The sequence below is a fragment of the Mesorhizobium sp. NZP2077 genome, assembly GCF_013170805.1.
GTDB lineage: Bacteria > Pseudomonadota > Alphaproteobacteria > Rhizobiales > Rhizobiaceae > Mesorhizobium.
This window is the reverse complement of record NZ_CP051293.1, coordinates 1,066,623-1,088,367: the sequence shown is the minus strand read 5'-3', so window position 1 is coordinate 1,088,367 and position 21,745 is coordinate 1,066,623. Positions and strand designations below refer to the sequence as shown.

21 protein-coding genes are annotated in these 21,745 nt (G+C 63.8%); 8 read left to right on the top strand and 13 right to left on the bottom strand.

Going from position 1 to position 21,745, the window contains the following annotated elements; genetic code table 11:
* Positions 1-21: 21 nt before the first annotated feature.
* Both HGP13_RS05265 and HGP13_RS05260 read right to left on the bottom strand, forming a co-directional pair.
* The gene (locus tag HGP13_RS05265; protein ID WP_172222404.1) at positions 22-963 is read right to left on the bottom strand and encodes an LLM class flavin-dependent oxidoreductase; all 942 of its coding nucleotides are present in this window, start codon (positions 961-963) and stop codon (positions 22-24) included.
* 134 nt (positions 964-1,097) lie between these two features.
* A complete protein-coding gene (locus HGP13_RS05260; protein WP_172219724.1) occupies positions 1,098-1,385 on the bottom strand; it encodes a hypothetical protein in 288 nt (95 codons plus the stop codon).
* 159 nt (positions 1,386-1,544) lie between these two features.
* Between HGP13_RS05260 and HGP13_RS05255 the strand changes: the two genes are divergently transcribed.
* Positions 1,545-2,312 carry an SDR family oxidoreductase gene (locus HGP13_RS05255; protein ID WP_172222402.1) on the top strand — a complete coding sequence of 256 codons (768 nt, stop codon included), beginning with the start codon at positions 1,545-1,547 and terminating at the stop codon, positions 2,310-2,312.
* Between the two features lie 70 nt (positions 2,313-2,382).
* On the opposite strand, the gene HGP13_RS05250 is transcribed toward HGP13_RS05255, so the two are convergent.
* The 7 genes from HGP13_RS05250 to HGP13_RS05220 form a co-directional block, all read right to left on the bottom strand.
* The gene (locus tag HGP13_RS05250; protein WP_172222399.1) at positions 2,383-3,327 is read right to left on the bottom strand and encodes an ABC transporter permease; all 945 of its coding nucleotides are present in this window, start codon (positions 3,325-3,327) and stop codon (positions 2,383-2,385) included.
* Positions 3,324-4,379: an ABC transporter permease gene (locus HGP13_RS05245; protein ID WP_172222397.1), complete on the bottom strand. Its 1,056-nt coding sequence runs from the start codon at positions 4,377-4,379 to the stop codon at positions 3,324-3,326. The genes HGP13_RS05250 and HGP13_RS05245 overlap by 4 nt, the downstream gene beginning before the upstream one ends.
* A complete protein-coding gene (locus HGP13_RS05240; RefSeq protein ID WP_172222394.1) occupies positions 4,379-5,890 on the bottom strand; it encodes an ABC transporter ATP-binding protein in 1,512 nt (503 codons plus the stop codon). The genes HGP13_RS05245 and HGP13_RS05240 overlap by 1 nt, the downstream gene beginning before the upstream one ends.
* A 261-nt stretch (positions 5,891-6,151) precedes the next feature.
* Positions 6,152-7,183, bottom strand: a complete 1,032-nt coding sequence (locus tag HGP13_RS05235) for a BMP family protein (RefSeq protein ID WP_172222392.1) — start codon at positions 7,181-7,183, stop codon at positions 6,152-6,154.
* Positions 7,184-7,337: 154 nt separating this feature from the next.
* Positions 7,338-8,543, bottom strand: coding sequence for a 3-oxoadipyl-CoA thiolase (gene pcaF / locus HGP13_RS05230; protein ID WP_172234615.1), 1,206 nt, complete (start codon positions 8,541-8,543; stop codon positions 7,338-7,340).
* A 1-nt stretch (position 8,544) separates the two neighbouring features.
* Positions 8,545-9,345, bottom strand: a complete 801-nt coding sequence (locus tag HGP13_RS05225) for a CoA-transferase subunit beta (RefSeq protein WP_172222389.1) — start codon at positions 9,343-9,345, stop codon at positions 8,545-8,547.
* Positions 9,342-10,199, bottom strand: a complete 858-nt coding sequence (locus HGP13_RS05220; protein ID WP_172222386.1) for a CoA transferase subunit A — start codon at positions 10,197-10,199, stop codon at positions 9,342-9,344. The genes HGP13_RS05225 and HGP13_RS05220 overlap by 4 nt, the downstream gene beginning before the upstream one ends.
* 120 nt (positions 10,200-10,319) lie before the next feature.
* Here HGP13_RS05220 and HGP13_RS05215 point away from each other — a divergent pair, with 120 nt between their 5' ends.
* Positions 10,320-11,090, top strand: coding sequence for an IclR family transcriptional regulator C-terminal domain-containing protein (locus HGP13_RS05215; RefSeq protein WP_172222384.1), 771 nt, complete (start codon positions 10,320-10,322; stop codon positions 11,088-11,090).
* 7 nt (positions 11,091-11,097) lie between these two features.
* On the opposite strand, the gene HGP13_RS05210 is transcribed toward HGP13_RS05215, so the two are convergent.
* The 4 genes from HGP13_RS05210 to HGP13_RS05195 are packed head-to-tail and all read right to left on the bottom strand — an operon-like array spanning position 11,098 to position 16,013.
* Complete coding sequence (locus HGP13_RS05210) at positions 11,098-12,396, bottom strand: FAD-binding oxidoreductase (RefSeq protein WP_172222381.1); 1,299 nt, start codon at positions 12,394-12,396, stop codon at positions 11,098-11,100.
* Positions 12,397-12,398: 2 nt separating this feature from the next.
* On the bottom strand, positions 12,399-13,775 hold the full coding sequence (locus tag HGP13_RS05205) for a glutamine synthetase family protein (RefSeq protein WP_172222378.1): 1,377 nt from the start codon (positions 13,773-13,775) through the stop codon (positions 12,399-12,401).
* A 5-nt stretch (positions 13,776-13,780) separates the two neighbouring features.
* On the bottom strand, positions 13,781-15,064 hold the full coding sequence (locus HGP13_RS05200) for a glycosyltransferase (protein WP_172222376.1): 1,284 nt from the start codon (positions 15,062-15,064) through the stop codon (positions 13,781-13,783).
* Positions 15,065-15,074: 10 nt separating this feature from the next.
* A complete protein-coding gene (locus tag HGP13_RS05195) occupies positions 15,075-16,013 on the bottom strand; it encodes a GntR family transcriptional regulator (RefSeq protein ID WP_172222373.1) in 939 nt (312 codons plus the stop codon).
* Positions 16,014-16,248: 235 nt separating this feature from the next.
* Between HGP13_RS05195 and HGP13_RS05190 the strand changes: the two genes are divergently transcribed.
* The 6 genes from HGP13_RS05190 (at position 16,249) to HGP13_RS05165 (ending at position 21,740) form a co-directional block, all read left to right on the top strand.
* Positions 16,249-17,313 carry a spermidine/putrescine ABC transporter substrate-binding protein gene (locus tag HGP13_RS05190; protein WP_172222370.1) on the top strand — a complete coding sequence of 355 codons (1,065 nt, stop codon included), beginning with the start codon at positions 16,249-16,251 and terminating at the stop codon, positions 17,311-17,313.
* Positions 17,314-17,408: 95 nt separating this feature from the next.
* The gene (locus HGP13_RS05185) at positions 17,409-18,251 is read left to right on the top strand and encodes an ABC transporter permease (protein WP_172234614.1); all 843 of its coding nucleotides are present in this window, start codon (positions 17,409-17,411) and stop codon (positions 18,249-18,251) included.
* Entirely contained in the window at positions 18,244-19,038 is a 795-nt protein-coding gene (locus tag HGP13_RS05180) for an ABC transporter permease (RefSeq protein ID WP_172222368.1), read from the top strand. The genes HGP13_RS05185 and HGP13_RS05180 overlap by 8 nt, the downstream gene beginning before the upstream one ends.
* On the top strand, positions 19,035-20,108 hold the full coding sequence (locus tag HGP13_RS05175; protein WP_172222365.1) for an ABC transporter ATP-binding protein: 1,074 nt from the start codon (positions 19,035-19,037) through the stop codon (positions 20,106-20,108). The genes HGP13_RS05180 and HGP13_RS05175 overlap by 4 nt, the downstream gene beginning before the upstream one ends.
* 10 nt (positions 20,109-20,118) lie before the next feature.
* On the top strand, positions 20,119-21,393 hold the full coding sequence (locus HGP13_RS05170; protein WP_172222362.1) for a glycosyltransferase: 1,275 nt from the start codon (positions 20,119-20,121) through the stop codon (positions 21,391-21,393).
* Positions 21,390-21,740: a cupin domain-containing protein gene (locus tag HGP13_RS05165; protein WP_172222360.1), complete on the top strand. Its 351-nt coding sequence runs from the start codon at positions 21,390-21,392 to the stop codon at positions 21,738-21,740. The genes HGP13_RS05170 and HGP13_RS05165 overlap by 4 nt, the downstream gene beginning before the upstream one ends.
* Positions 21,741-21,745 lie beyond the last annotated feature (5 nt).

Below are 21,745 nucleotides of genomic sequence, written 5' to 3'. Positions count from 1 at the left end.
ACTACAGGAGATTGACGGGCTTCAGCTCGTTGCCCGCGTCTCCAGCATGCCGCGAGGCGCATAGGCCCCCGGCTGGAAGGCATCATGTTCGCGGCGTGCCAGGGAATTGCGCAGCAAGGCAAGCGTCTCCCGACCGACCGTGGCGATCTCGCGGACCGTGTCGACGCCGACGATCATGAATTCATCGATCCCGAGCCCGGCATAGGCAAGCAGCGACAGGGCGACCTGAGCCGGCGGCCCGGACAGGTCGATTGCCTTTTGGCCTGTGGCGGCAACACCCCGGTGAATCCGCACCGGCAGCGCGAAGCGCAGCTTGCCGGCCCGGCCATGTTCGGCGGCGGCGCCGCGCACGCGCTCCATCAGTCGCCGGACCTCATCGATCGAGCCCGGCGCCAGTTCGAAGACATCGGCATGCCGGCCGGCCACTTTCAGCGCCGTTCCGGACTGTCCACCCATGCGGATGGTCAGGTCCGCGCCGTGCGGACCCTTGCGCGGCACATAGCCGCCGTTGATGCTGTAGAACGCGCCTTCATGATCGAAAGGCCGGTCGTTCGACCACAGCCGCTTGAGCAGCACCAGATATTCGTCGATACGCTGCCAGATGACCGTATGTCCGACCGGCCTTGACTCGGCGTCGTCATCATTCAATGGCTCGCTGATCATCCTGAGCGCCAGCCGTCCGCCGCTCTTCCGATCCATCGATGCCAGCTGGCGGGCCGCCACGGTCGGTTCGACGACGCCCGCCCAGTGGGTCAGCACGACCTCCAGCGAGGCAGCACAGTCCAGGACCTGGGCGGCAAGATCCATATTGGTCAGCAGCCCGGCCGAGTCGTCGACGACGATCTTCTGGAAGCCGCCGTCCTCGATCAGCCCAAGCTTGGTCGCCGTCTCGGCAAAGTCATAGAAAAACGGAATGGCGGCATCGGCGGTCTTGCCGGGGACATGCGTGAATTCGATCGGCATTGTCATCTCCTCCATCGCTGGAATCATGGATGCGGTAAACTTCGAACCACGGTCGCGCGCAAACGCACCGGGATCCGGTTCATTCAACTCCGATTACCTGAAATGGGGTAACTAGCCCCAGTCAGCCTGCAGCCTCAGGGAATGAGCCCCAGAACGACGGCCCCGGTGAACACAAACGCAAGGGCAAAGACGAGATAGGCGAAACCGCCGGCATAGGCCGGGCGAAAGGTCTGGGCATTGGCCATCCTCTGGCCGCCGCTGTCAATCTGCGCGTTCTGGATATAGGACATATCGACCTCCGTCTCGCCGGTTAATCTATAAAACTTGTAGACTTTGTCGATTGCTATTTTTGGGCGAAAAGCAGAAAAATGTTCCCAAGATTGGCAATAGATTAGCTTGAGATTGCTGAGATCGATCGCCAATCCGATGGATCGACAGGGTCGTTCGCATTTGCCGGAAAGCACCCGAATGGACCTATGTCCTTGTTCCCGCTGTACCCAAATCGTCCATTGGACGCCCGATGCACACAAGGTAGCATCGCCCAACCAGCATACGACGATCATCAACATGGGGAGCTGAAAATGGGCACAAGACTGGCCGGCAAGGTCGCCATCATTTCGGGCGGCGCGACGGGAATGGGCGGAGCCGCCTCGGAACTGTTCGCCGCGGAAGGCGCCAAGGTCGCGATCATTGACCGCAATGGCGAGGCGGCCGCCGCCACGGCCGCAGCGATCAGGGCGCGCGGTCAGGTCGCCGAGCATTTTGTCGCCGACGTGTCCGACGAGGCGCAGGTCGAGGCGGCGGTGAAAGGCGCGACGGCAAAACTCGGGCCGGTCACCGTGCTGTTCAACCATGCCGGCACCATCGTGATAAAGCCGTTCCTGGAAACGACGGTGCAGGAATGGGACTGGCTGCATGCCGTCAATGTGCGTTCGATGTTCTTGATGACGCGCGCCGTGCTGCCCGGCATGATCGCGGCCGGCGGTGGCTCGATCGTCTGCACCTCGTCGATCTCGGCTGTGGCGGCGACTCCCAACGAGGTGCTCTACGACACCACCAAGGGCGCCTGCCACATGTTCGCCCGCGCCATCGCCGTCGAATTCCGCGACCGCAACATACGCTGCAACGCCGTCTGCCCCGGTTTCATCCGTACGCCGCATGGCCTGCGCGAGGTCGCCGATCTGGGCAAGCTCGGCGTCGATGTGTCTGATGCCGCGCTGGCAGCGCAGCAGGGCCGGATCGGCGAGCCGGAAGAAGTGGCTAAAGCAGCACTATATCTCGCCAGCGACGAGGCCAGCTTCGTCAACGGCGCGCATCTGTTCGTGGATAATGGCTTTACGGCGATGTGAGGCTTTCCAGGGACAGCTTGGCGCCTTTCCTCTACCCCGTCGATCGGGGGAGAGGAAAGGTCACCGGGTCCTACCGTTCTTCCCTGCGAAACGGCTTCAACAACGCCGATGGCGCCACCGCGTTGCGCGACATAACCGCCATGGCAACAATGGTGAAGATAAAGGGCAGCATCAGGAATGCCTCGTAGGGGATATGCCCAAGCCCGCTCGCCTGCATACGCAACTGCAGAGCATCGACAAAGGCGAACAAAAGGGCCGCACCCGCCGAGCGCCACGGATCCCAGCGCCCGAACACCACCAGCGCGATCGCCACCCAGCCCCGCCCTGACACCACGCCGAAGGTGAAGGCGTTGAACTGTGCCATCGACAGGAAGGCGCCGGCCAGCCCCATCAGCGCCCCGCCGAGAATGACGGCCTGGAAGCGCGTGGCAATGACGCTGACGCCAGCCGAGTCCGCAGCGCGCGGGTTCTCGCCGACCATGCGCACCGACAGGCCCCACGGCGTGCGGTAGAGCACGAAGGCGGCGAGCGGGATGGCGATGATCGCCATGTAGACCAGTACAAACTGATTGAACACCGCCGGCCCCAGAACCGGAATGTCGGAGAGGACAGGTATCGGCAGCGTTTGAAAACCCTTGATGCTGGGCGGCACCGATTGCTGGCCGAAGATGAGCCGGTAGAGGAAATAGGCGAGGCCCGACGAGAACAAAGTCACGCCGATGCCGCAGACATGCTGGCTGAGGCCGAGCGCCACGGTGAACAGCGCATGCAGCGCGCCCATCAGCATGCCGGTCAGCACCGCAACCAGCACGCCAAGCCACAGGCTGCCGCTGAGGCTGGTGGCGGTGAAGCCGGTCATGGCGCAGAGCAGCATGATGCCTTCAATGCCGAGATTGAGCACGCCGGCCCGCTCGGAGAACATTTCGCCGAGGGTGGCAAAGGCCAAGGGCGTTGCAATGCGGAGGATGGCGGCCAAAAAGCCGACCTGAAAAATCTGTTCGAACACCGCGCTCATCGGGCAGCCCCGACGCGGCGGACGCGATAGGCGGTGAACAGCAGCGCCACCAGCATGGCAAGCAGCGCGGTGCCCTGGATGACGTCGCTGAGGAAGGCCGGAACGCCGGTCGCGCGAGACATCGCCTCGGCACCGGTCATCACGGCGGCCAGGAAGATCGCCGCCGGCACGACGCCCAACGGATTGAGCCGTGCCAGCATTGCGACGACGATGCCGGAATAGCCATAGCCCGGCGAAATGTCGCTCATCACCTGGAAATGGACGCCGCCGACTTCGCCGACGCCGGCGAGCCCCGCCAGCGCGCCGGACAACAGCGCGGTGGAGAGCAGCACGCGTTCGACGTTGATGCCGCCATATCTGGCAGCTTCCGGATTCTCGCCGGTGACCCTGATCTTGAAGCCGAGCGTCGTGCGCGCGATAAGGAACCAGATCAAGGGGGCGGTGATCAGCGCCACGATGACACCAAGATGCAGCCGCGTGCCTTCGATCAGCACCGGGAAGTTGGCCGAATCCTCGATCGGCGGCGAGATCGGGTAGCCGCTGAAGGAGTCTTTCCACGGCCCTTCAATCAGCGCCATCAGCGCGTAGTAGATGACCGAGTTGAGCAGCAGCGAGCTGACGACATCATCAACCTTGAATTTGACCCTGAGAGTCGCCGGCACCAGCGCAACAGCGGCCCCGGCCGCAGCGCCCGCCACGGCCATCAGCAGCATGGCGAGCGGTCCCGGCATCGGAATGGCGCCGACAAAGCAGCTCGCCACCGCACCAGCGAGCAACTGTCCCTCGGCGCCGATGTTCCAGAACTTTGCGCGGAAGGCGACGGCCACGGCCAGCCCGGTGAAGATCATCGGTGCCGCGCGCACCAGCGTTTCGGTGATCGCGTAGCTGTCGCCGAGCGAGGCCGTGAACATGACGCTATAGGATTCGAGCACACCGGCGCCGGCCAGCGCGATCAGGCCGCTGCACAGCACAAGTGTCGCCGCGATCGCCAGCAGGGGCAGAGCGAGGTTGAACCAGGCGGGCGTTGACGTGCGGACTTCCAGGCGAAACATCAGCCGTGGCCCTCCGCCCCGGTCATCAGCAGGCCGAGCCGTGCGATCGTCGCATCGGCGCTGTCGAGCGTACCGACGATGCGGCCCTCATACATCACCGCGATGCGGTCGCAGAGCACCAGCAATTCTTCCAAATCCTCGCCGATGACGATGATGCCGCAGCCCTTGCCGCGCATGTCGAGGAATTTTTCATGGATGAAACGAGCGGCACCGATATCGAGGCCGCGTGTCGGCTGTGACACGATCAGCACCTTCGGATCGAAGGCAAGCTCGCGCGCCAACAGTGCCTTTTGCAGATTGCCGCCCGACAGCGCGCCGGCACGGGTCATCGGCCCCGGGCACCTGATGTCATAGGCCTTGATCTGTTCTTCGGCAAAGGCGCGGATCGCATCCGGCTTGAGCAGGCCCTTGCTGCTGAACGCGGCAGTGCCGATGCGCGGCAGCACCATGGAATCGGCAAGCGGCAGATTGGTGACCAGCCCGGTGGTCATGCGGTCTTCCGGGATGCGGCCAAGGCCGAGCGCCTGCACCTCGCGCGGCGAAAACCGGGTGACCTTCTGGCCGGCAATCGTCATCTGGCCGGTATCGGGCGCACGCACGCCGGAGATCACCTCCGCCAGCGCCCGCTGGCCATTGCCCGACACGCCGGCGATGCCGAGGATTTCGCCGGCACGAACGGCAAGCGACACGTCGCGCAGCACCGTGCCCGAATGTTTTGAAGTGGAAATGCCGTCGAGGGTCAGCACATCAGCACCCGGCGTCGACGGCCCCCTTGCGGGTGGTACGATCTCATGGCCGCACATCAGTTGTGCCATTTCAGCCGATGTCGTGTTGGCGGGATCATCGACGCGGCCGGCGACACGGCCAAGCCGCAGCACCGTGCAGCGATGCGTCAGCGCCCGCACCTCATTGAGCTTGTGCGAGATGAAGATGATGCCGAGGCCTTGCGCCGCCATCGAGCGCAACGCCGAAAACAGCCCATCGACCTCGCTCGGTGCCAACACGGCGGTCGGCTCATCGAGGATCAAAAGCTTGGCGCCGCGAAACAGCGCCTTGACGATCTCGAGCCGCTGCTGCTCGCCGACCGAAAGCGCCGAGACCGGCATGTCGGGATTAAGCGTCAGCCCATGCTGGCGGCTGATTTCGGCCAGCCGCGCTAGCCCGCCGGAGCGGTCTAGCCGCCCCGCTTTGCCCGGTATGCCGATGAGCAGGTTTTCCAGCACCGTCAGCCGTGGCGCGAGATGAAAATGCTGGTGCACCATGCCGATGCCGGCAGCCAGCGCATCGGCCGAGCTGGTGATCCGCACCGGCCGACCCTGGATCAGGATTTCCCCGGCATCCGGCGCATAGGCGCCGAACAGCACATTCATCAGCGTCGTCTTGCCGGCGCCGTTCTCGCCCAGCAAGCCGAGGATTTCACCCGGTGCCACGCTGAGATCGACAGCCTCGTTCGCCTTGACGGCGCCAAAGCTCTTGGTGATGCCGCGCATTTCGATGAGTGGGGCGGGCAAAGGGACTCCTACAGGGATACCCCTCCCCCTCGAGGGGTGAGGAGCGGTGGCTGAAGGCCACGAAAAGCCAATTGCTTGGCTTTTCGAGCTTCGAACGCCCTGAGCCTGCGAAGGGCCGGGGCTTATATTCGGCGAGCCCTGCCGGGTCCCCGCTGCTTCGCAGCGTCCCAGCGTTCGCCGCCTTTCATCGTGCCACTGGCACGATGAATTCGCCTTCGGCGAACCGACTGCTCAACCCCGCAAGGGGGAGGGATATCCGCTCTAATCCGAAACCGGCGTGTTCTCGTCCACATCCACCCGGAAATTGCCTTCCAAGATCTCGGCCTTCTTCTTCTCGACCAGATCCTTGACGTCGGCAGGCAGCGTCTTGTCGAACTTGTGGTAGGGGGCGAGATACGAGCCGCCCTTGGCCATGCGCGAGAAATCGCCATAGTCCTGCGCCGTGTAGACGCCGGCCTTGACCAGCTTGATCGCCTGCTCGACCGTCGGATACATGTCCCAGACCGGGCCGGTGATGACCGTATCGGGACCGAGGCTCGACTGGTCGGACATGTTGGAGATGGCATAGATCTTCTTCTCGACCGCCGCCTCGATGACGCCGAAGCGCTCGGCATAGATGACGTCGACGCCGGCATCGATCTGCGCCACCGCCGCTTCCTTGGCCTTTGGCGGATCGAAGAAGGAGCCGATGAAGGCGACCTTCTTCTTGATGTTCGGATTGACCTCCTTGGCGCCAGCGAAGAAGGCGTTAACCAGCCGGTTCACCTCCGGAATGCCCATCGCCGCGACGGCGCCGACCGTACCCGATTTCGACATCTTGCCGGCGATCATGCCGGAGAGATAAGCGGGCTCGTGGATCCAGTTGTCGAAGACGCCGAAATTGGGTTCTGCGGGGCCGGCACCCGAGCCGAACAGCCAGGCGGTTTTCGGGAACTGCTTGGCGGTGCGGCGCGATTCACGCTCGGCGGCGAAGGCGTCGCCCAGCACCAGCTGGTAGCCGCCTTGCGCATATTCACGCATGACGCGGCTGAAGTCGGCGGTCTGCACCTTCTCAGACCATTTGTAGTCGATGCCGAGTTCCTTCTGCGCCTTCTGCAGGGCGACATGGATCTGGTTGTCCCATGGCTCCTCGATCGGCGTGGCGAAGATCGCCGCGACCTTCAGCTTCTTGTCCTTGGCAAAAGCGGCACCCGGCAGCATCGCCGCGGCCAGGCCAAGCGCACCAAGCTCCAGCACGTTGCGCCGCGAAATCCCTTCGCGTTTTATCTGGAATTTGTTCGTGCGGTTTTCCATTGCATTCCCCTCTGTTCGACAGCCGTGTCGAGCCGGCTGTTCCTAGAAATGTCAGACGGGGAACTATGGAACGGGTGCAGACTTTTGTCCACATGGTCAAATTTGGTGCGCCTGGTCAGATCTCCGATCTGGCCAACCAAGAAAGGGTCTTCGGTCAGACCCGTTCTAGCGCGATGGCGATGCCCTGGCCGACGCCGATGCACATTGTGGCCAGCGCATAGCGGCCGCCGCGTTCGCGCAGCTCCAGCGCCGCCGTGCCGGAGATGCGGGCGCCCGACATGCCCAGGGGATGGCCGAGCGCGATGGCACCGCCATTTGGGTTGACGTGCGGCGCGTCCTCGGCAATGCCGAGCTGGCGCAGCACCGCGATGCCTTGCGAGGCAAAGGCTTCGTTGAGCTCGATGACATCGAACTGTTGTGGCGTCAGTCCAAGCCGCGCGCACAGCCTCTGCGTCGCCGGCGCCGGCCCGATGCCCATGATGCGCGGCGCGACGCCGGCGGCGGCCCCGCCGAGGATGCGGGCGATCGGCGTCAGGCCGTATTTCTTCATGGCTGCCTCGGAAGCGACGATCAGCGCGGCGGCGCCGTCATTGACGCCGGAGGCGTTGCCGGCCGTCACCGTGCCGCCCTGGCGGAACGGCGTCGGCAGTTTGGCCAGCGCCTCTACCGTGGTGCCGGCGCGGGGGTGCTCGTCCTTCACGACGACAACCGCATCGCCCTTGCGCTGCGGGATCGTCACCGGGGTGATCTCCTTGGCCAGCCGGCCGTTGGACTGTGCGGCGACCGCCTTGTCCTGGCTGCGCACGGCAAAAGCGTCCTGATCCGCGCGCGACACGGAAAAATCCTCGGCGACATTCTCGCCGGTTACCGGCATCGAATCGACGCCATACTGCTTCTTCATCAACGGATTGACGAAGCGCCAGCCGATGGTGGTGTCGTAAATCTCGGCATTGCGCGAAAACGCCGTGTCGGCCTTGGGCATGACGAAGGGAGCGCGGCTCATGGACTCGACGCCGCCGGCAATCATCAACTCGGCTTCACCGGCCTTGATGGCGCGCGCGGCGATGGTCAGCGCGTCCATCCCGGACCCGCACAGGCGATTGACGGTCGAGCATGGGATTTCCTTCGGCAGGCCGGCCAGCAGCAGGGCCATGCGCGCCACGTTGCGGTTGTCCTCGCCGGCCTGGTTGGCGCAGCCATAGACAACGTCGTCGACCGCCTGCCAGTCGATGCCGGTATTGCGCTCGGCCAGTGCCTTCAGCGGGATGGCACCGAGATCATCGGCACGTACCGAGGACAGCGAACCGCCAAAACGGCCCATCGGCGTGCGGATATAGTCGCAAATATAGGCCTCGGCCATGTCATGCAGCCTTTGCTTTTCCGGTTCCCTCATGCGCCGCCTTGGTGCGGGCCTGCAGGTCTCGCAATGTCTTCAGTTCGAGTTCGCTTGGCGCCGGTGTTTCGTCAAGCGCCTCTGCGAACTTAACCACCCAGCCACAGCTGTCCTGCACCTGCTGGCGGGTGACGCCGGGGTGCAGCGACACGACGGTGAATTCCTTGCTCACAGGGTCCGGCTTCCAGATGGCAAGATCGGTAATCAGCAGCGTCGGGCCAGCGGTGTCGATGCCGAGGCGCTGGCGATGGTCGCCGCCCTCGCCATGGCCGAAGGAGGTGAAGAAATCGATCTTCTCGACCATGCCGCGCTTGGTCTGCGCCATGGTGATGTAGACCTCCTTCGACGAGGTCGCGATCTCCGGCGCGCCGCCGCCGCCGGGCAGCCTGGTCTTCGGGTGGAAATAGTCGCCGATGACGGTGGTGTTGATGTTGCCGAACTTGTCGAGCTGGGCCGCACCGAGGAAACCGATCGAGATGCGGCCGCCCTGCAGCCAGTAGCGGAACATTTCCGGCACCGCGACGGTGGTAACCGCGGTCTCGCACAATTCGCCGTCGCCAATCGACAGCGGCAGCACGTCAGGCGCGGTGCCGATCGTGCCGCTCTCATAGATCAATGTGATATCAGGCGCATGCGTCAGCCTCGCCACATTGCAGGCGGCGGACGGCGCGCCGATGCCGACGAAGCAGACATCGTCATTCCGCAGCGCACGGCTGGCGGCGATGGTCATCATCTCGTTCGGAGTGAAGCCCAGCTGATTGTCGCTCATGCCGCTTTCCTCAGATGCTCGATGCGGGCCGCGAAATCGTCGGCGCTCTTCTCGATGACATTCGCCTGCATCCACGCCTGGAATCTCTCGCGGTCGGCCGCGATGTCGTCCCATTCAAGGTAGGCGGCATTGTCACGCGCGTAATAGCCGTGTGCGTAAGATGGGTGCGATCCACCGGGCACGACGGAGATCGCCGCGATGGTCCAGCGCGGCAGCACGGTCAGATTGGGATGCAGATCGTCGAAATTGTCGACCACTTCCTCGACCGTCACCACAGCGCGCCTGGCCGCCAGAACCGCTTCCTTCTGGATACCGATGATGCCCTCGACCAGCACATTGCCTTTTTTGTCGGCCTTCTGCGCATGGATGAAGGTGACGTCGGGTCGGATCGAGGGAACCGCGGCCAGCACCTCGCCGGTGAACGGACAGGTGACCGACTTGATGTTCGGATTGACCGCCGCAAGGCCGGCACCGCGATAGCCGCGAAACACAGCACAAGGCAGACCGGCCGCGCCCGCCTCATAGGCGTTGGCCATGCCGGCATGGCTGTGTTCCTCGACCTCGAGCGACCGGGGAAATCCGTTCTCGATCGCGTCGCGGGCGCGCCGCAGCAGGCCGACACCCGGATTGCCGACATAGGAGAAGATGATTTTCTTCGCCATACCCATGCCAATCATCTGGTCGTAGATCAGGTCCGGCGTCATCCTGATCAGGGTCAGGTCGCGAAATCCCTGGCGGATCGCCTCATGTGCCGCGGCCGTCGGGATCAGATGGGTGAAGCCCTCGAAGGCGACGGTATCGCCATTGTTCAAATTCTCGGCCACGGCCTGTTTGAGCGGCAGGAACTTGACCATCGATCGGGCTCCAGATTCAAAAAAGTTCGTATTCCGAACAATTGTTTTACATAGGATACTTTCTAGGCTATCATATGGCCCGGAGTCAATCCTAGGACGATGTCGTTTGGCGGAGGTGAGATGGACGAAGAAGCCGCTTCCCGTGACCATGTCGGCTCGCTCGAGCGCGGCCTTGCCGTGATGGAGATTCTCGCCCGGCATCCCACGGGCATGACTCTGACCGAGATGGCCGAGGAAGCGGGCCTGACCCGCGCCGGCGCCCGCCGCTTTCTGCTGACGCTGGTTGCGACCGGCTACGCAACACAAGACGGCCGCGTGTTCTCGCTGTCGCCGCGCCTGCTGACCGTTGCCCGCACATGGCTCGGCGGCGGCTCGCTGTGGAGCTTCGCCGCACCCATCATGCGTGCTGTTGCAACGCAGTTGAACGAGGCCTGCTCGGCGGCGATCCTGTCGAGCCATGATGTCGTCTATGTCGCCCGCATTCCCGGCCGCCGCATCCTCAGCGTGTCACTCGATGTCGGCACCAGGCTGCCCGCCTATTGCACGTCGATGGGCCGCATCCTGCTTGCCGGCCTGACATCAGGGGAACTGGACGCATTTCTCAGCCAGGCGACGATCGAGAGGCGAACGCCGAAGACGATCACCGACATTGGGCTGCTTGCCGACGCCATCGGCAAGGCCAAGGCCGTCGGCTTTGCCATTGTCGACGAGGAGCTGGAACTTGGCCTGCGTTCCATCGCCGTGCCGATCCGCGACCGAGCAGAACGCACGGTCGCGGCAATCAACGTCTCGACCCAGTCGGCGCGGTTTTCGGTCGCGGAGATGGAGCGGGAAATCCTGCCGGCGCTGCTGGAGGCCAGGCAGCGCATCGAGGATTTCTTTGTGGTCTAGGCCGACCTCAATGCTTGATCCGATCCCGCATCGCGTACCACAGCATGCCCAGCACATAGAGCGGGCCACGCAGCGCCGTGCCGCCCGGGAACGGCAGCGGCGTCAGCGTCGAGAACAAATCGAGCCGTGAAGCATCGCCTGTGATCGCTTCCGCCAGCAGCTTGCCCGACAGCGTCGACAGGATGACGCCCTTGCCGGAATAGCCATGCGCGAAATAGACCTCGCCATAGTGCCCGACATGCGGCAGCCGCGACGTCGTCACCGACACCAGCCCGCCCCAGGCATGGTCGATGCGGCAGCCCTTGAGCTGCGGAAACGTCGCTTCCATGTGCGGCCGCACGAAGCCGGCAATATCGGCCGGCGGCGATGGCGTGTAGCGCTCGCCGCCGCCGAACAGCAGGCGTCCATCCGCCGACATGCGGTAATAGTTGACGACGAAGCGTGTGTCCGACACCGCGACATTGGCCGGGATGACGTTGCGTTTGCCTTCCAGCGGCTCGGTGGCGACGATGTAGTTGCCGACCGGCATGATGCGGCTGTTGACGCGCGGCTCAAGCCCATGCAGCAACGCATCGCCCGCCAGCACGACATGTTTGGCCCGGACCGAGCCCTTTGACGTCGAGACCCGGATCGAAGGCTCGCGCTCGAGCTTCACCGCCACCGAGTTCTCATGGATGCTGACGCCGGCGGCCACTGCCGCCCGGGCAAGGCCGAGCGTGTAGTTCAGCGGATGCATGTGGCCGCCCAGCGGCTCATACATCGCGCCATGATAGGGCGTGTCGACCTTGGCGCTGGCGTCCGCTGCCGACAGGATCTCGACATCGCGGAATTTCATCACGCTTTCGAGGCACTTTGCTTCGTCCTCGAGGTCTTTGAGGTCGGAGCCGTTGACCGCGCCGACCAGATGGCCGGTCAGTCTCAGATCGCAGTCGATGGCGTGACGCTCGATGATGTCGAGCACCAGCCCGCGTGCTTCGAAGGCAAGGTCGAACAGCACCTTCGCCCGCTCGGGACCGTAAAGCTTGACCAATCCCTTGGCGCCCTTGCGCAGGCCGGGAATCATCTGGCCGCCATTGCGCCCCGATGCGCCCCAGCCGATCTTGCCACCTTCGAGCAGTACCACCTTCAAGCCACGCTCCGCGGCATGAAGGGCGGCAGACAGGCCGGTGCAGCCGCCGCCGACGACGACGAGGTCGGCATCGACATCGCCGACCAGCGCCGGATGGTCCGGAGCCGGATTGGCGGTCGCGACATAATAGGATTTGCCGATATCGAGACCGGAATTGAAACCCGTTGAAGATGTCATGATCACACCTTCAGCAGCAAATGGTCGCGTTCCCAGCTCGTTACCACGCTCTGGAACAGGTCGAGCTCAACGCTCTTGACGCGCAGATAGGTCTGGAAGAAATCCTCGCCGAGCAATGCCCGCACCGGTTCGCAAGCGGTGAAGCGGTCGAGCGCCTCCTCCATGGTCTTCGGCAGCGTGCTCTTGATCTTGTAGGCATTGCCCGAAGCCTCGGCCGAGCGAGCCAGCTTCTGCTCGACGCCGAGATAGCCGGCGAGCAGCGAACCGGCGATTGCCAGATAGGGATTGCAATCGGCGCCCGGCAGGCGGTTCTCCACCCGCCTTGCGGCGCGGCCACCGGCCGGCACGCGCAGGCCGCAGGAGCGGTTGTCGTGCGACCATTCGATGTTGGCCGGCGCGCTGTGGTTCGGCCTTATGCGGCGGAAAGAATTCACGTTGGGCGCGAACAGCGGCATGATCTCGGGCACATATTTCTGCAGGCCGCCGATGAAATGGCCGAACATTTCGGTGTCGGCATCATCAGCGCCGGCAAACAGCGCATTGCCCGCCTCATCGACGACAGACATGTGCAGATGCATCGAGCTGCCGGCCTGCGCCGCGATCGGCTTGGCCATGAAGGTCGCGTGCATGCCGCATTGCTGCGCGGCCTGGCGCGTCAGCCGCTTGAACAGCAGCACCTGGTCGGCAAGCGGCAGCGCGTCGCCATGCAGGAGATTGATCTCCAGCTGCCCCGTACCCGATTCATGGATCAGCGTGTCGAGCGGCAGGCCGGCGGCCGCGGCATAGTCATAGACGCGGCGGATCACCGGCTCGAATTCTTCGAGCGCCGCCATGTCATAGGGATGCTGCACGCCCTCCGCGCGGCCATTGGCGCCGACCGGCGCGGTCAACGGTCTGTCTGGATCGGGGTTGGGCGCGGTGAGATAGAATTCAAGCTCCGGTGCCACCACCGCGCGCCAGCCGCGCTGCCGGTAGAGATCGAGCACGGCGCGCAGCACATGGCGCGGCGAGGCCATCCATGGCCTGCCATCCATGTGGAAGGCGTCGGCGAAGACATAGGCCTTGCCAGCGCCCGCACCCGGCGCCAGGCACAGCGTCGAGACGTCCGGCACCATGCGCATGTCCGGATCCGAATAGGCAAAACCCTCGTCGATCGAGCCGGAATAGCGGCCATCGATGCTGACCAGGAAGGCGCTGCTCGGCAGATAAAGCGCGCGGTCTTCCAGCGCCTTGAGGAATTTGGCCGTCGGCAGCGCCTTGCCGCGCAGCACACCGTTCATGTCGGGCACCAGGCACTCGACCTCGTTGATGCCGTGCTGGGCCAGCCAGGCCTTGGGGTCGTTGGAGATTGCAGCTTTATTCGTGTTTTTGTCTGGCATTTCGTTCAAGTCCGTATCAGAGAGAGTATGGCTTGCGCGGCCATTTCCGTTCCGGGTTTCAGCGCCATCTCAGCTGCATTTCCCTTCAGGCGGGCGCGCATGGCATCGTCGGCCAGCAGGCCGAGAATGGCTCTCTCCAATACTCCTTCGGTCCAGCCGTCACGGCCGATATGGTCGCCAGTGCCGGTCTCTTCGGCGCGGCGCGCATTGTCGTGTCCGTCCCAGCAATAAGGCATGATCAGCGACGGCACGCCGAAACGCAGCGCCTCGCAAAAGCTGTTGTTGCCGCCGTGGTGGATGAACAGGTCGGACTTCGCCACCACGGAGGGCTGCGGAAACCAGGCGTCGAGATAGACATTGTCGGGAACCGCGCGATAGGCATCGCGCAGGCCGCCGACATTGACGATGAAGCGCGCCGGCAATCTGTCGAACACGGCAAGCATACGCTCGATCAGCCCGACGTCCATGGCGCCGAGACTGCCGAAGGCGACATAGACCAGCGGCCCGCCATTGCGCGGAAACACCGGCACCTCGAACGGCCCTTCCGAGCGCACGCAACCTTCGAGATAGACGAAGCGCTGCGGATCGAGCGGCTCGGCCCGTTCGCGCCGCACGATCGCCGGCGTCAGCAGCAAATTGAGGTCGGGCGAGCTTTCCAGGAACATGCCCTTGGGCAATGGTGCCAGGCCGGCATCGACGCGAAAACGGTTGAAGCGGTCATGCGCCGGCGCCGAGGCCGAGAGATAGCGCGCCTCGAACGCCGCGCGTTGCGGGTCATCCGCACTCATTCCTGAAAGGTAGGGCGGCACTTCGGCGTCAGGCAGTTCCGTCTCGGCGCAGGAGACGACACGCACCCACGGGCAGCCGGCGGTTGCGATCGCCGGGAACATGATGACATTGTCGAGCACTACCGCGTCCGGCTTCAGCCGCGCCAGCAATTGGCGCAAAGGCGCCTCGGCATTGACTGATGTGTCGACGATCGCTTGCCACGTCGGCGCGACATAGGTTTCGAGCTGGTCGATCGGGCTCAGCCGGAAATGCGGCAGATGGCGGCGCACGAAGGCCTGCCAGTAGCTCTGGCGCTCGCTGTCGCTCAGCGGCTCATCGGTCGGCAGCTGGTATTCCTGGAAACCATAGTCGGCAAAGACACCGGAGAAACCGGCATGGCAGATGAAGACGGGCCGGGCGCCCTTGGCGCGCAAGGCCTGCGCGATGCCGACGCAATTCAACGCGGCGCCGAAGCTTGCTTCGGGAAACAGCGCGATGGTCGGGCTGGCTTTACGCGTCAATTAATCCTCGTCATTCCGGCCGGCCGATCATGCCGAACAGCGCGGGGGCGCCGCGGCTGGCCGCTTGCGGTCGCTGGTTGCGGGAGAGCCGCAAGTGGATGCGAAGCAGATCGGCAGCCACCTCATACTGCCGGCTTTCGAGATGGTCGAGTATGTTCAGATGTTCGAGCAAGGATTGCCGCAGCCGGAAGACGTTGACGCCGGCATAGATACCGGGCAGCCGGCGCAGCCTCAGATGATCGGCCAGCGCGTCGGCGACGAAGCGGTTGGCGGACCCCTCGGCGATCATGCCGTGAAAATCCATGTCCAGCCGCTGGAATTCGCGCGTGTCGAACGCGGCATCCGGCAGCGCCGACAGCGCATCCATGCCTTGCCGCAACGACGCCGCCCGCGCGCCGTCCAGCCGAAAGCCAGGCGTCAGGATCGCCGCGGGCTCCAGCAACAAGCGGAACTCATAGCTTTCGCCTTGCGCTTCCGGATCGTCCGGCGTGCGACGAAAAAGCCAGGACTGGCCGGGTGCACGGTCCAGCAGATTCTCTTCCGTCAGTTTATTAAGCGCTTTTAGTACCGTCTTTCTCCCGGCACTGTACCGCCGCATCAACCCGGCGGCGGTCACTGTCTGGTCCAATCGCCGCGCCGACCGGTCGCGCAGGATTGCTTCGGCCAGCTCGTCTTCCTCCGCGGCGGGCAATTCGGCCGATATTGCCGACTGCACGGTAAGGTCGACCGCCAGATGATAGCCGGTATCGGCCTCCCAGCGCACGACACCCCGTTCCGCCAGCAGGCTGAGTGCCGCCCGCACCGGCGTGCGCGAGACATTGCACAGCGAGGCGATCTGCTGCTCGGGCAGGCGCGTGCCGGGTCCGAAACCGCGCTGCCGCGCCACATCCAGGATGCGCTGCGCCAGATCGAGATGGTTAGTGCGAGGTCGTCGGGCTGCGGCTTGCATGGACTGGTCTCGGCGGATGGATGGAGCCTTATTGGTTTGGCCGATCGCCGGCACAAGCGCAATCGGCCAGATTCCTCGGTCAGTTGACAAATTATGGATTGACGTACTTTTTTCTGCAATAGTACTGTCAGAGCAATCGGCAACAAAAAAGACCGAGGGAACGGATCGGAGCAGCGGCATGGTCGCGCCGGGTCCAAAGACAGAATTCGACGATCAACCGGAATGGGAGTCTGCCATGACCGCTACCAGCCCGCGGCGCCGTGCGCTCAAGCTATCTTCAATCGCTCTCGGCCTTGCCGTGGCGCTGTCGGCGCCGGCTGACGCCGCCGACCTCGTCATCTCCAACTGGGACGGCTACATGGCGCCCGACGCCATGGCCGCGTTCAAGACCGCGACCGGCGTTTCCGGCGAAGTGGTGGTGCACGCCACCAATGAGGAGATCATGGGCAAGCTGATTGCCGCAGGCGGCAAGGGTTATGACGTGGTCTTCGTCTCCTCGCCCTTCGCCGAAGTGCTGAACAAGCTCGGCCTGACCGAGTCGATCGACCACGCCAAGGTGCCCAACCTCGCCAACCTCTACCCTGAAGCGACCAAGCTGCCGCACGATGTCGGCAATACTTTCTCCGTGCCCTACACCTGGGGCACGACCGGCCTCTGCTACCGCTCGGACCTGGTGAAGGTGGCACCCACGAGCTGGAGCGACCTGCTCGCGCCTTCCGACGCGCTGAAGGGCAAGACCACCATGCTGGCGACCGATCGCTGGCTGCTGGCCGCCGGCCAGCTCGACAAGGGCCTTTCCGTCAACGAGACCGACCCGGCCAAGATGGCCGAGGTCAAGGACCTGCTGATCTCGGCCAAGAAGACGTTGCTCGCATATGACGACACCACCTTCTATTCAAAGTTGGTTTCCGGCGAGGCGCTGATGGTGCAGGCCTGGGACGGCTGGTGCAATTACGGCATCGCCGAAAAACCCGAGATCAAATACATCATCCCCAAGGAAGGTTCGGACCTCTGGGTCGACACGATGGTGGTGATGAAGGCATCCGAGCACAAGGACGACGCCTTCAAGTTCATCAACTTCATGCTCGACGCCAAGAACCACGCCTGGGCAGCACAGAACATCGACTACAAGGTGCCGAACAAGCCGGCCATGGAAAGCCTGCCGGCCGATTTCCTGGCAAAATTCCCCAACATGGCGATGCCGGTGGCCGACCTCGTCAAGTTCGAGCAGCTGCGTGACGTCGGCGAAGCCCAGCGCGACTATTCGAAGATCGTCAGCGAGATCAAGGCCGCGCAGTAAAGCGGCGCAGTCATCACGGCCGGCGGTGCTTCTGCCGCCGGCCCTGAGCGGTACCCGAGAAATTGTCCCAGACCCGACTTCGTTCCTCCCTGCTTATGGCCCCGGCGCTGGTCTGGTTGACCGCGTTGATGGTGGTGCCGTGCGCGCTGGTGCTGGCGCTCGCCTTCTTCCGGCGCGGCATCTATGGCGGCATCGACTACACCTTCACGCTGGAGAATTTCGGGCTGGTCTTCGACCCGCTCTACGCCGGCATCTTCCTCAAATCGGCGCGCATCGCCGGCACCGCGACGCTGATCGCCGTGGTGATCGGCTATGCCGCCGCCTATGCCATTGCGGCGGCACCGCGCCGGTGGCAGCCGGTGTTCCTGTTCTTTGCCGTGCTGCCGTTTTGGTCGAATTATTTGATCCGCACCTATGCCTGGATCGTGCTGCTCAACCGCGAGGGCCTCATCACGCAATTGTTGCGCTGGTTCGGCTATACCGGCGAGCCGCCGTCGATGCTCTACACCGAAGGCGCGGTCATAGCCGGCCTGGTCTACAACTATCTGCCGTTCGTCATCCTCGCCTGCTACGCACCGCTGTCGCGTCTTAACCCGGAGCTGGCCGAAGCCTCGCGCGATCTCGGCGCTTCCGCCGCCACCACATTCCGCCGTGTCATCCTGCCGCTGACCGTGCCCGGCATCGCTGCGGGCGCCGTCTTCGTCTTCGTGCTGTCGATCGGCAATTTCGTCACCCCGGCACTGCTCGGCGGCGGCCGCTTCCAGATGATCGGAAATCTCGTCTACGACCAATTCCTGACCGCCAATGACTGGCCGTTCGGAGCAGCCCTGGCCATGGCGCTGATCTCCATCATGCTGCTGGTGCTGATGGCGCAAGCGCTCGCCGCAGATCGCGCTTCGGGGCGTGCTGCTGAGGCCAGAGGTGACGCCGATGGCTGAGCGCTCCCCGGCGACGCGGAGCACGCTTTGGCTCGTGCTCGGTCTCGTCTTCGCCTTCCTCTACATCCCGATCGCCGTGCTGGTCGCACTGTCTTTCAATGAAGGCGGGTTGCCGACGGCATGGTCGGGCTTTTCGCTGAAATGGTATGTCTCGCTGGCCCACAATTCCGCGATCCTCTCCGCCGCGCTCAACACGCTGATCGTGGCGCTGATCTCGACGGCAATCGCCACACTGCTCGGCACTTTGCTGGCCATCGGCGTCGAGATGCGCCGGCAATACGGCAAAGGCCTCGAAGCCCTGATGTTTGCGCCGATGATCATTCCCGACATCGTGCTGGCGATCGCATTGCTGTCGTTCTTTTCCATGCTCAATCTGACCATGGGCCTGCACACAATCATCCTTGCCCATGTCGTCTTCAACCTTGCCTTCGTCTGTTCGGTGGTGCGCGCAAGGCTGAAGAGTTTCGACTGGTCGATCGTCGAGGCCTCAGCCGATCTCGGCGCCTCCGCGCTCACCACCTTCCGGCGCGTGACCTTGCCGGTGATCCTGCCGGCGGTGATCGCCGGCGCCCTGCTTGCCTTCACGCTCTCGGTCGACGAGTTCATCATCGCCTTCTTCACATCAGGCGCCGGCCGCGCCTCGACCACGCTGCCGATGCAGATCTACGCCATGATCCGCTTCGGCATCACGCCGGAGATCAACGCGCTGGCGACCATCGTCATGGCGGTCTCGATCACCGCACTGACCCTGTCGCAGCGGCTTAACAGGGGGATCATCGGCCAATGAGCGAACCGCGCACGCTGCTGGCCATCGACAATGTGTCGAAGAACTTCGGCCGCGTCACCGCCGTCGACGGCATTTCGCTCGATATAAGGGAGAACGAGTTCTTCGCGCTGCTCGGCCCCTCCGGCTGCGGCAAGACCACGCTGCTGCGGATGCTGGCCGGCTTCGAGACGCCGAATGACGGCCGCATCCTGCTCGACGGCAAGGACATCGCCCGAACCCCGCCCAACAAGCGGCCGGTCAATCTGATGTTCCAGTCCTACGCGCTGTTCCCGCATATGAGCGTCCGCGCCAATGTCTCCTACGGCCTCGAGGTGGAACGTTTGCCGGCGAGCGAAATCCGTTCCCGCGTCGACGCCATTCTGGCGACGACCGAACTTGTCCCCTTCGCCGACCGCAAGCCCGAGCAATTGTCGGGCGGCCAGAAGCAGCGCGTCGCGCTCGCCCGTGCGCTGGTCAAGCGGCCCCGGCTGCTGCTGCTCGACGAGCCGCTCGGCGCCCTCGACAAGAAGCTGCGCGGCGCCATGCAGCTGGAACTGAAGCGCCTGCAGCACGAGGTTGGCATCACCTTCGTCATCGTCACCCATGACCAGGAGGAATCGCTTGTCATGGCTGACCGCATGGCCGTATTGAAAGACGGCAAGCTGCTGCAATGCGACACGCCGCATGCAATCTATGAACATCCCGCCGACCGCTTCGTCGCCGACTTCATCGGCGTGATGAATTTCATTCCGGGCAAGGCGTCAGCCGAGGGCGTGATCGCCGCGAATGGCGCGGGCATTACCGGCAAGGTCCCCGCAACGCTTTCGCCCGGTGCGTCCACTGTCGCGTCGGTGCGGCCCGAACGCATCCGATTATTCCCATCAGCCGAAACCGCCAACCGCACCAACGGCACGGTCGAGGCGCTCGCCTACCACGGACTAGACCTGCAGCTGCATGTCCGCACCGCTTTGTCGCCAAAACCATTCCTGGTGCGCGTCACGGCCGATGCCGCCGACCGCCGGCCGGTGTCATCGGGCGACCAGGTCGAGCTCGGCTGGGATGCCGCCGATGTCAGAATTTTCGCAGAATAGGAGAAGCTTGATGGCGCAGAAGACGATCGCGTTTTTTCCCGAAGCGGCCTACGGCCCGGCGCTCAATTCCGTCGGCATCGCGCAAGCTGTCGAGGCGCGCGGCCACAAGGCTGTGTTCCTGTCGGACCCCGGCTTCGTCGAGGTCTACAAGGGCTACGGCTTCGAGGCGCATCCGGTGAACCTGTCGGAGCCGATGCCACCCGAACAGATGGCCAAGTTCTGGGAGGACTTCATCAACGGCCACATCCCGAACTTCCGCAAATCGCCCTACGACCAGGTCGATAACTATGTGAAGGATTGCTGGACGGCGATCGTCGACAGCGCCAAATGGGCGCAAAAGGATCTGCCGCGGGTCTTGGCCGCCATCAAGCCTGATGTCATCTGCGTCGACAATGTCATCCTGTTCCCAGCCATCAAGCAGTTCGGCAGGCCGTGGGTTCGCGTCATCTCCTGCTCGGAAAACGAGATCGAGGACGAGGACATCCCGCCGCATCTTTCCGGCTGCGGCGAGAACGACCATGCCGGGCATCAGCGCTATCGCGATCATTTCAACGCGGTCATCAAGCCGATCCATGACGACTTCAACGCCTTCCTCACCGCCAACAACGAGGCGCCCTATCCGATCGGCCAGTTCTTCGAGGCGTCGCCCTATCTGAACCTGCTGCTCTATCCCGAAGCGGCGAAATTCAAGCGCCGCCATCCGCTCGATCCGGCAAAGTTCCAGTATCTCGAAGGCTGCGTGCGGCAGGAGAAACCTTACGCGGTACCGACCTTCGCCAGGAACAATGACGGACCGCTGCTCTATGTCTCCTTCGGCAGTCTCGGCGCGGGCGATGTCGAGCTGTTGAGGCGGATCATCGCGACACTGGGCAAGACCCGTTACCGCGCGCTGGTCAATGTCGGCGGCTACAAGGACCAGTATACCGACGTGCCCGGCAACGTCATCGTCGAGAGCTGGTTCCCGCAGCCTTCGGTGATCCCGCAGGTCGATGCCGTCATCCACCATGGCGGCAACAACTCATTCACCGAGTGCCTCTATTTCGGCAAGCCCGCGATCATCATGCCCTATGTCTGGGATGGCCACGACAACGCCACCCGCGTCGAGGAGACCGGCCACGGCTTCGGCATGCCGCGCTACGACTGGAACGATGGCGAGCTGGTCGCCAAAATCGAAACCTGCCTGACCGACCCGACGATGAAGGCGAAGCTGGCGAAGACATCGGCACAGATGCACGCGCAGAACGGGCCTGAGAAAGCGGCTGGTCTGCTGGAGAAGCTGCTGTGACCTCCTCCGCCCCACACCTCTACCAGGCCTCAACCCGCACCGATCTCGCCGACTGGGGCGCCCAGCCTGACCCACTGGACGGCGCCTCCCACTCCACCGGCAAGCTCGTGCATAAGGGTCCGAACAACCAGCCGGAATCCGGCATCTGGGTGTGCACGCCGGGCCGCTGGCGGCTCTCGATCCCGCGCGATGAATTGTGCCATTTCGTCGCCGGCCGGGCGACCTACCGGTCGGATGTCGGTGAAGTGATAGAAGTGTCGGCCGGGACCGTGGTCATGTTCCCCGCCGGCTGGACGGGCGAATGCACCGTGCATGAGACCATGCGCAACGTCTACATGCTGGCCTGAACAAC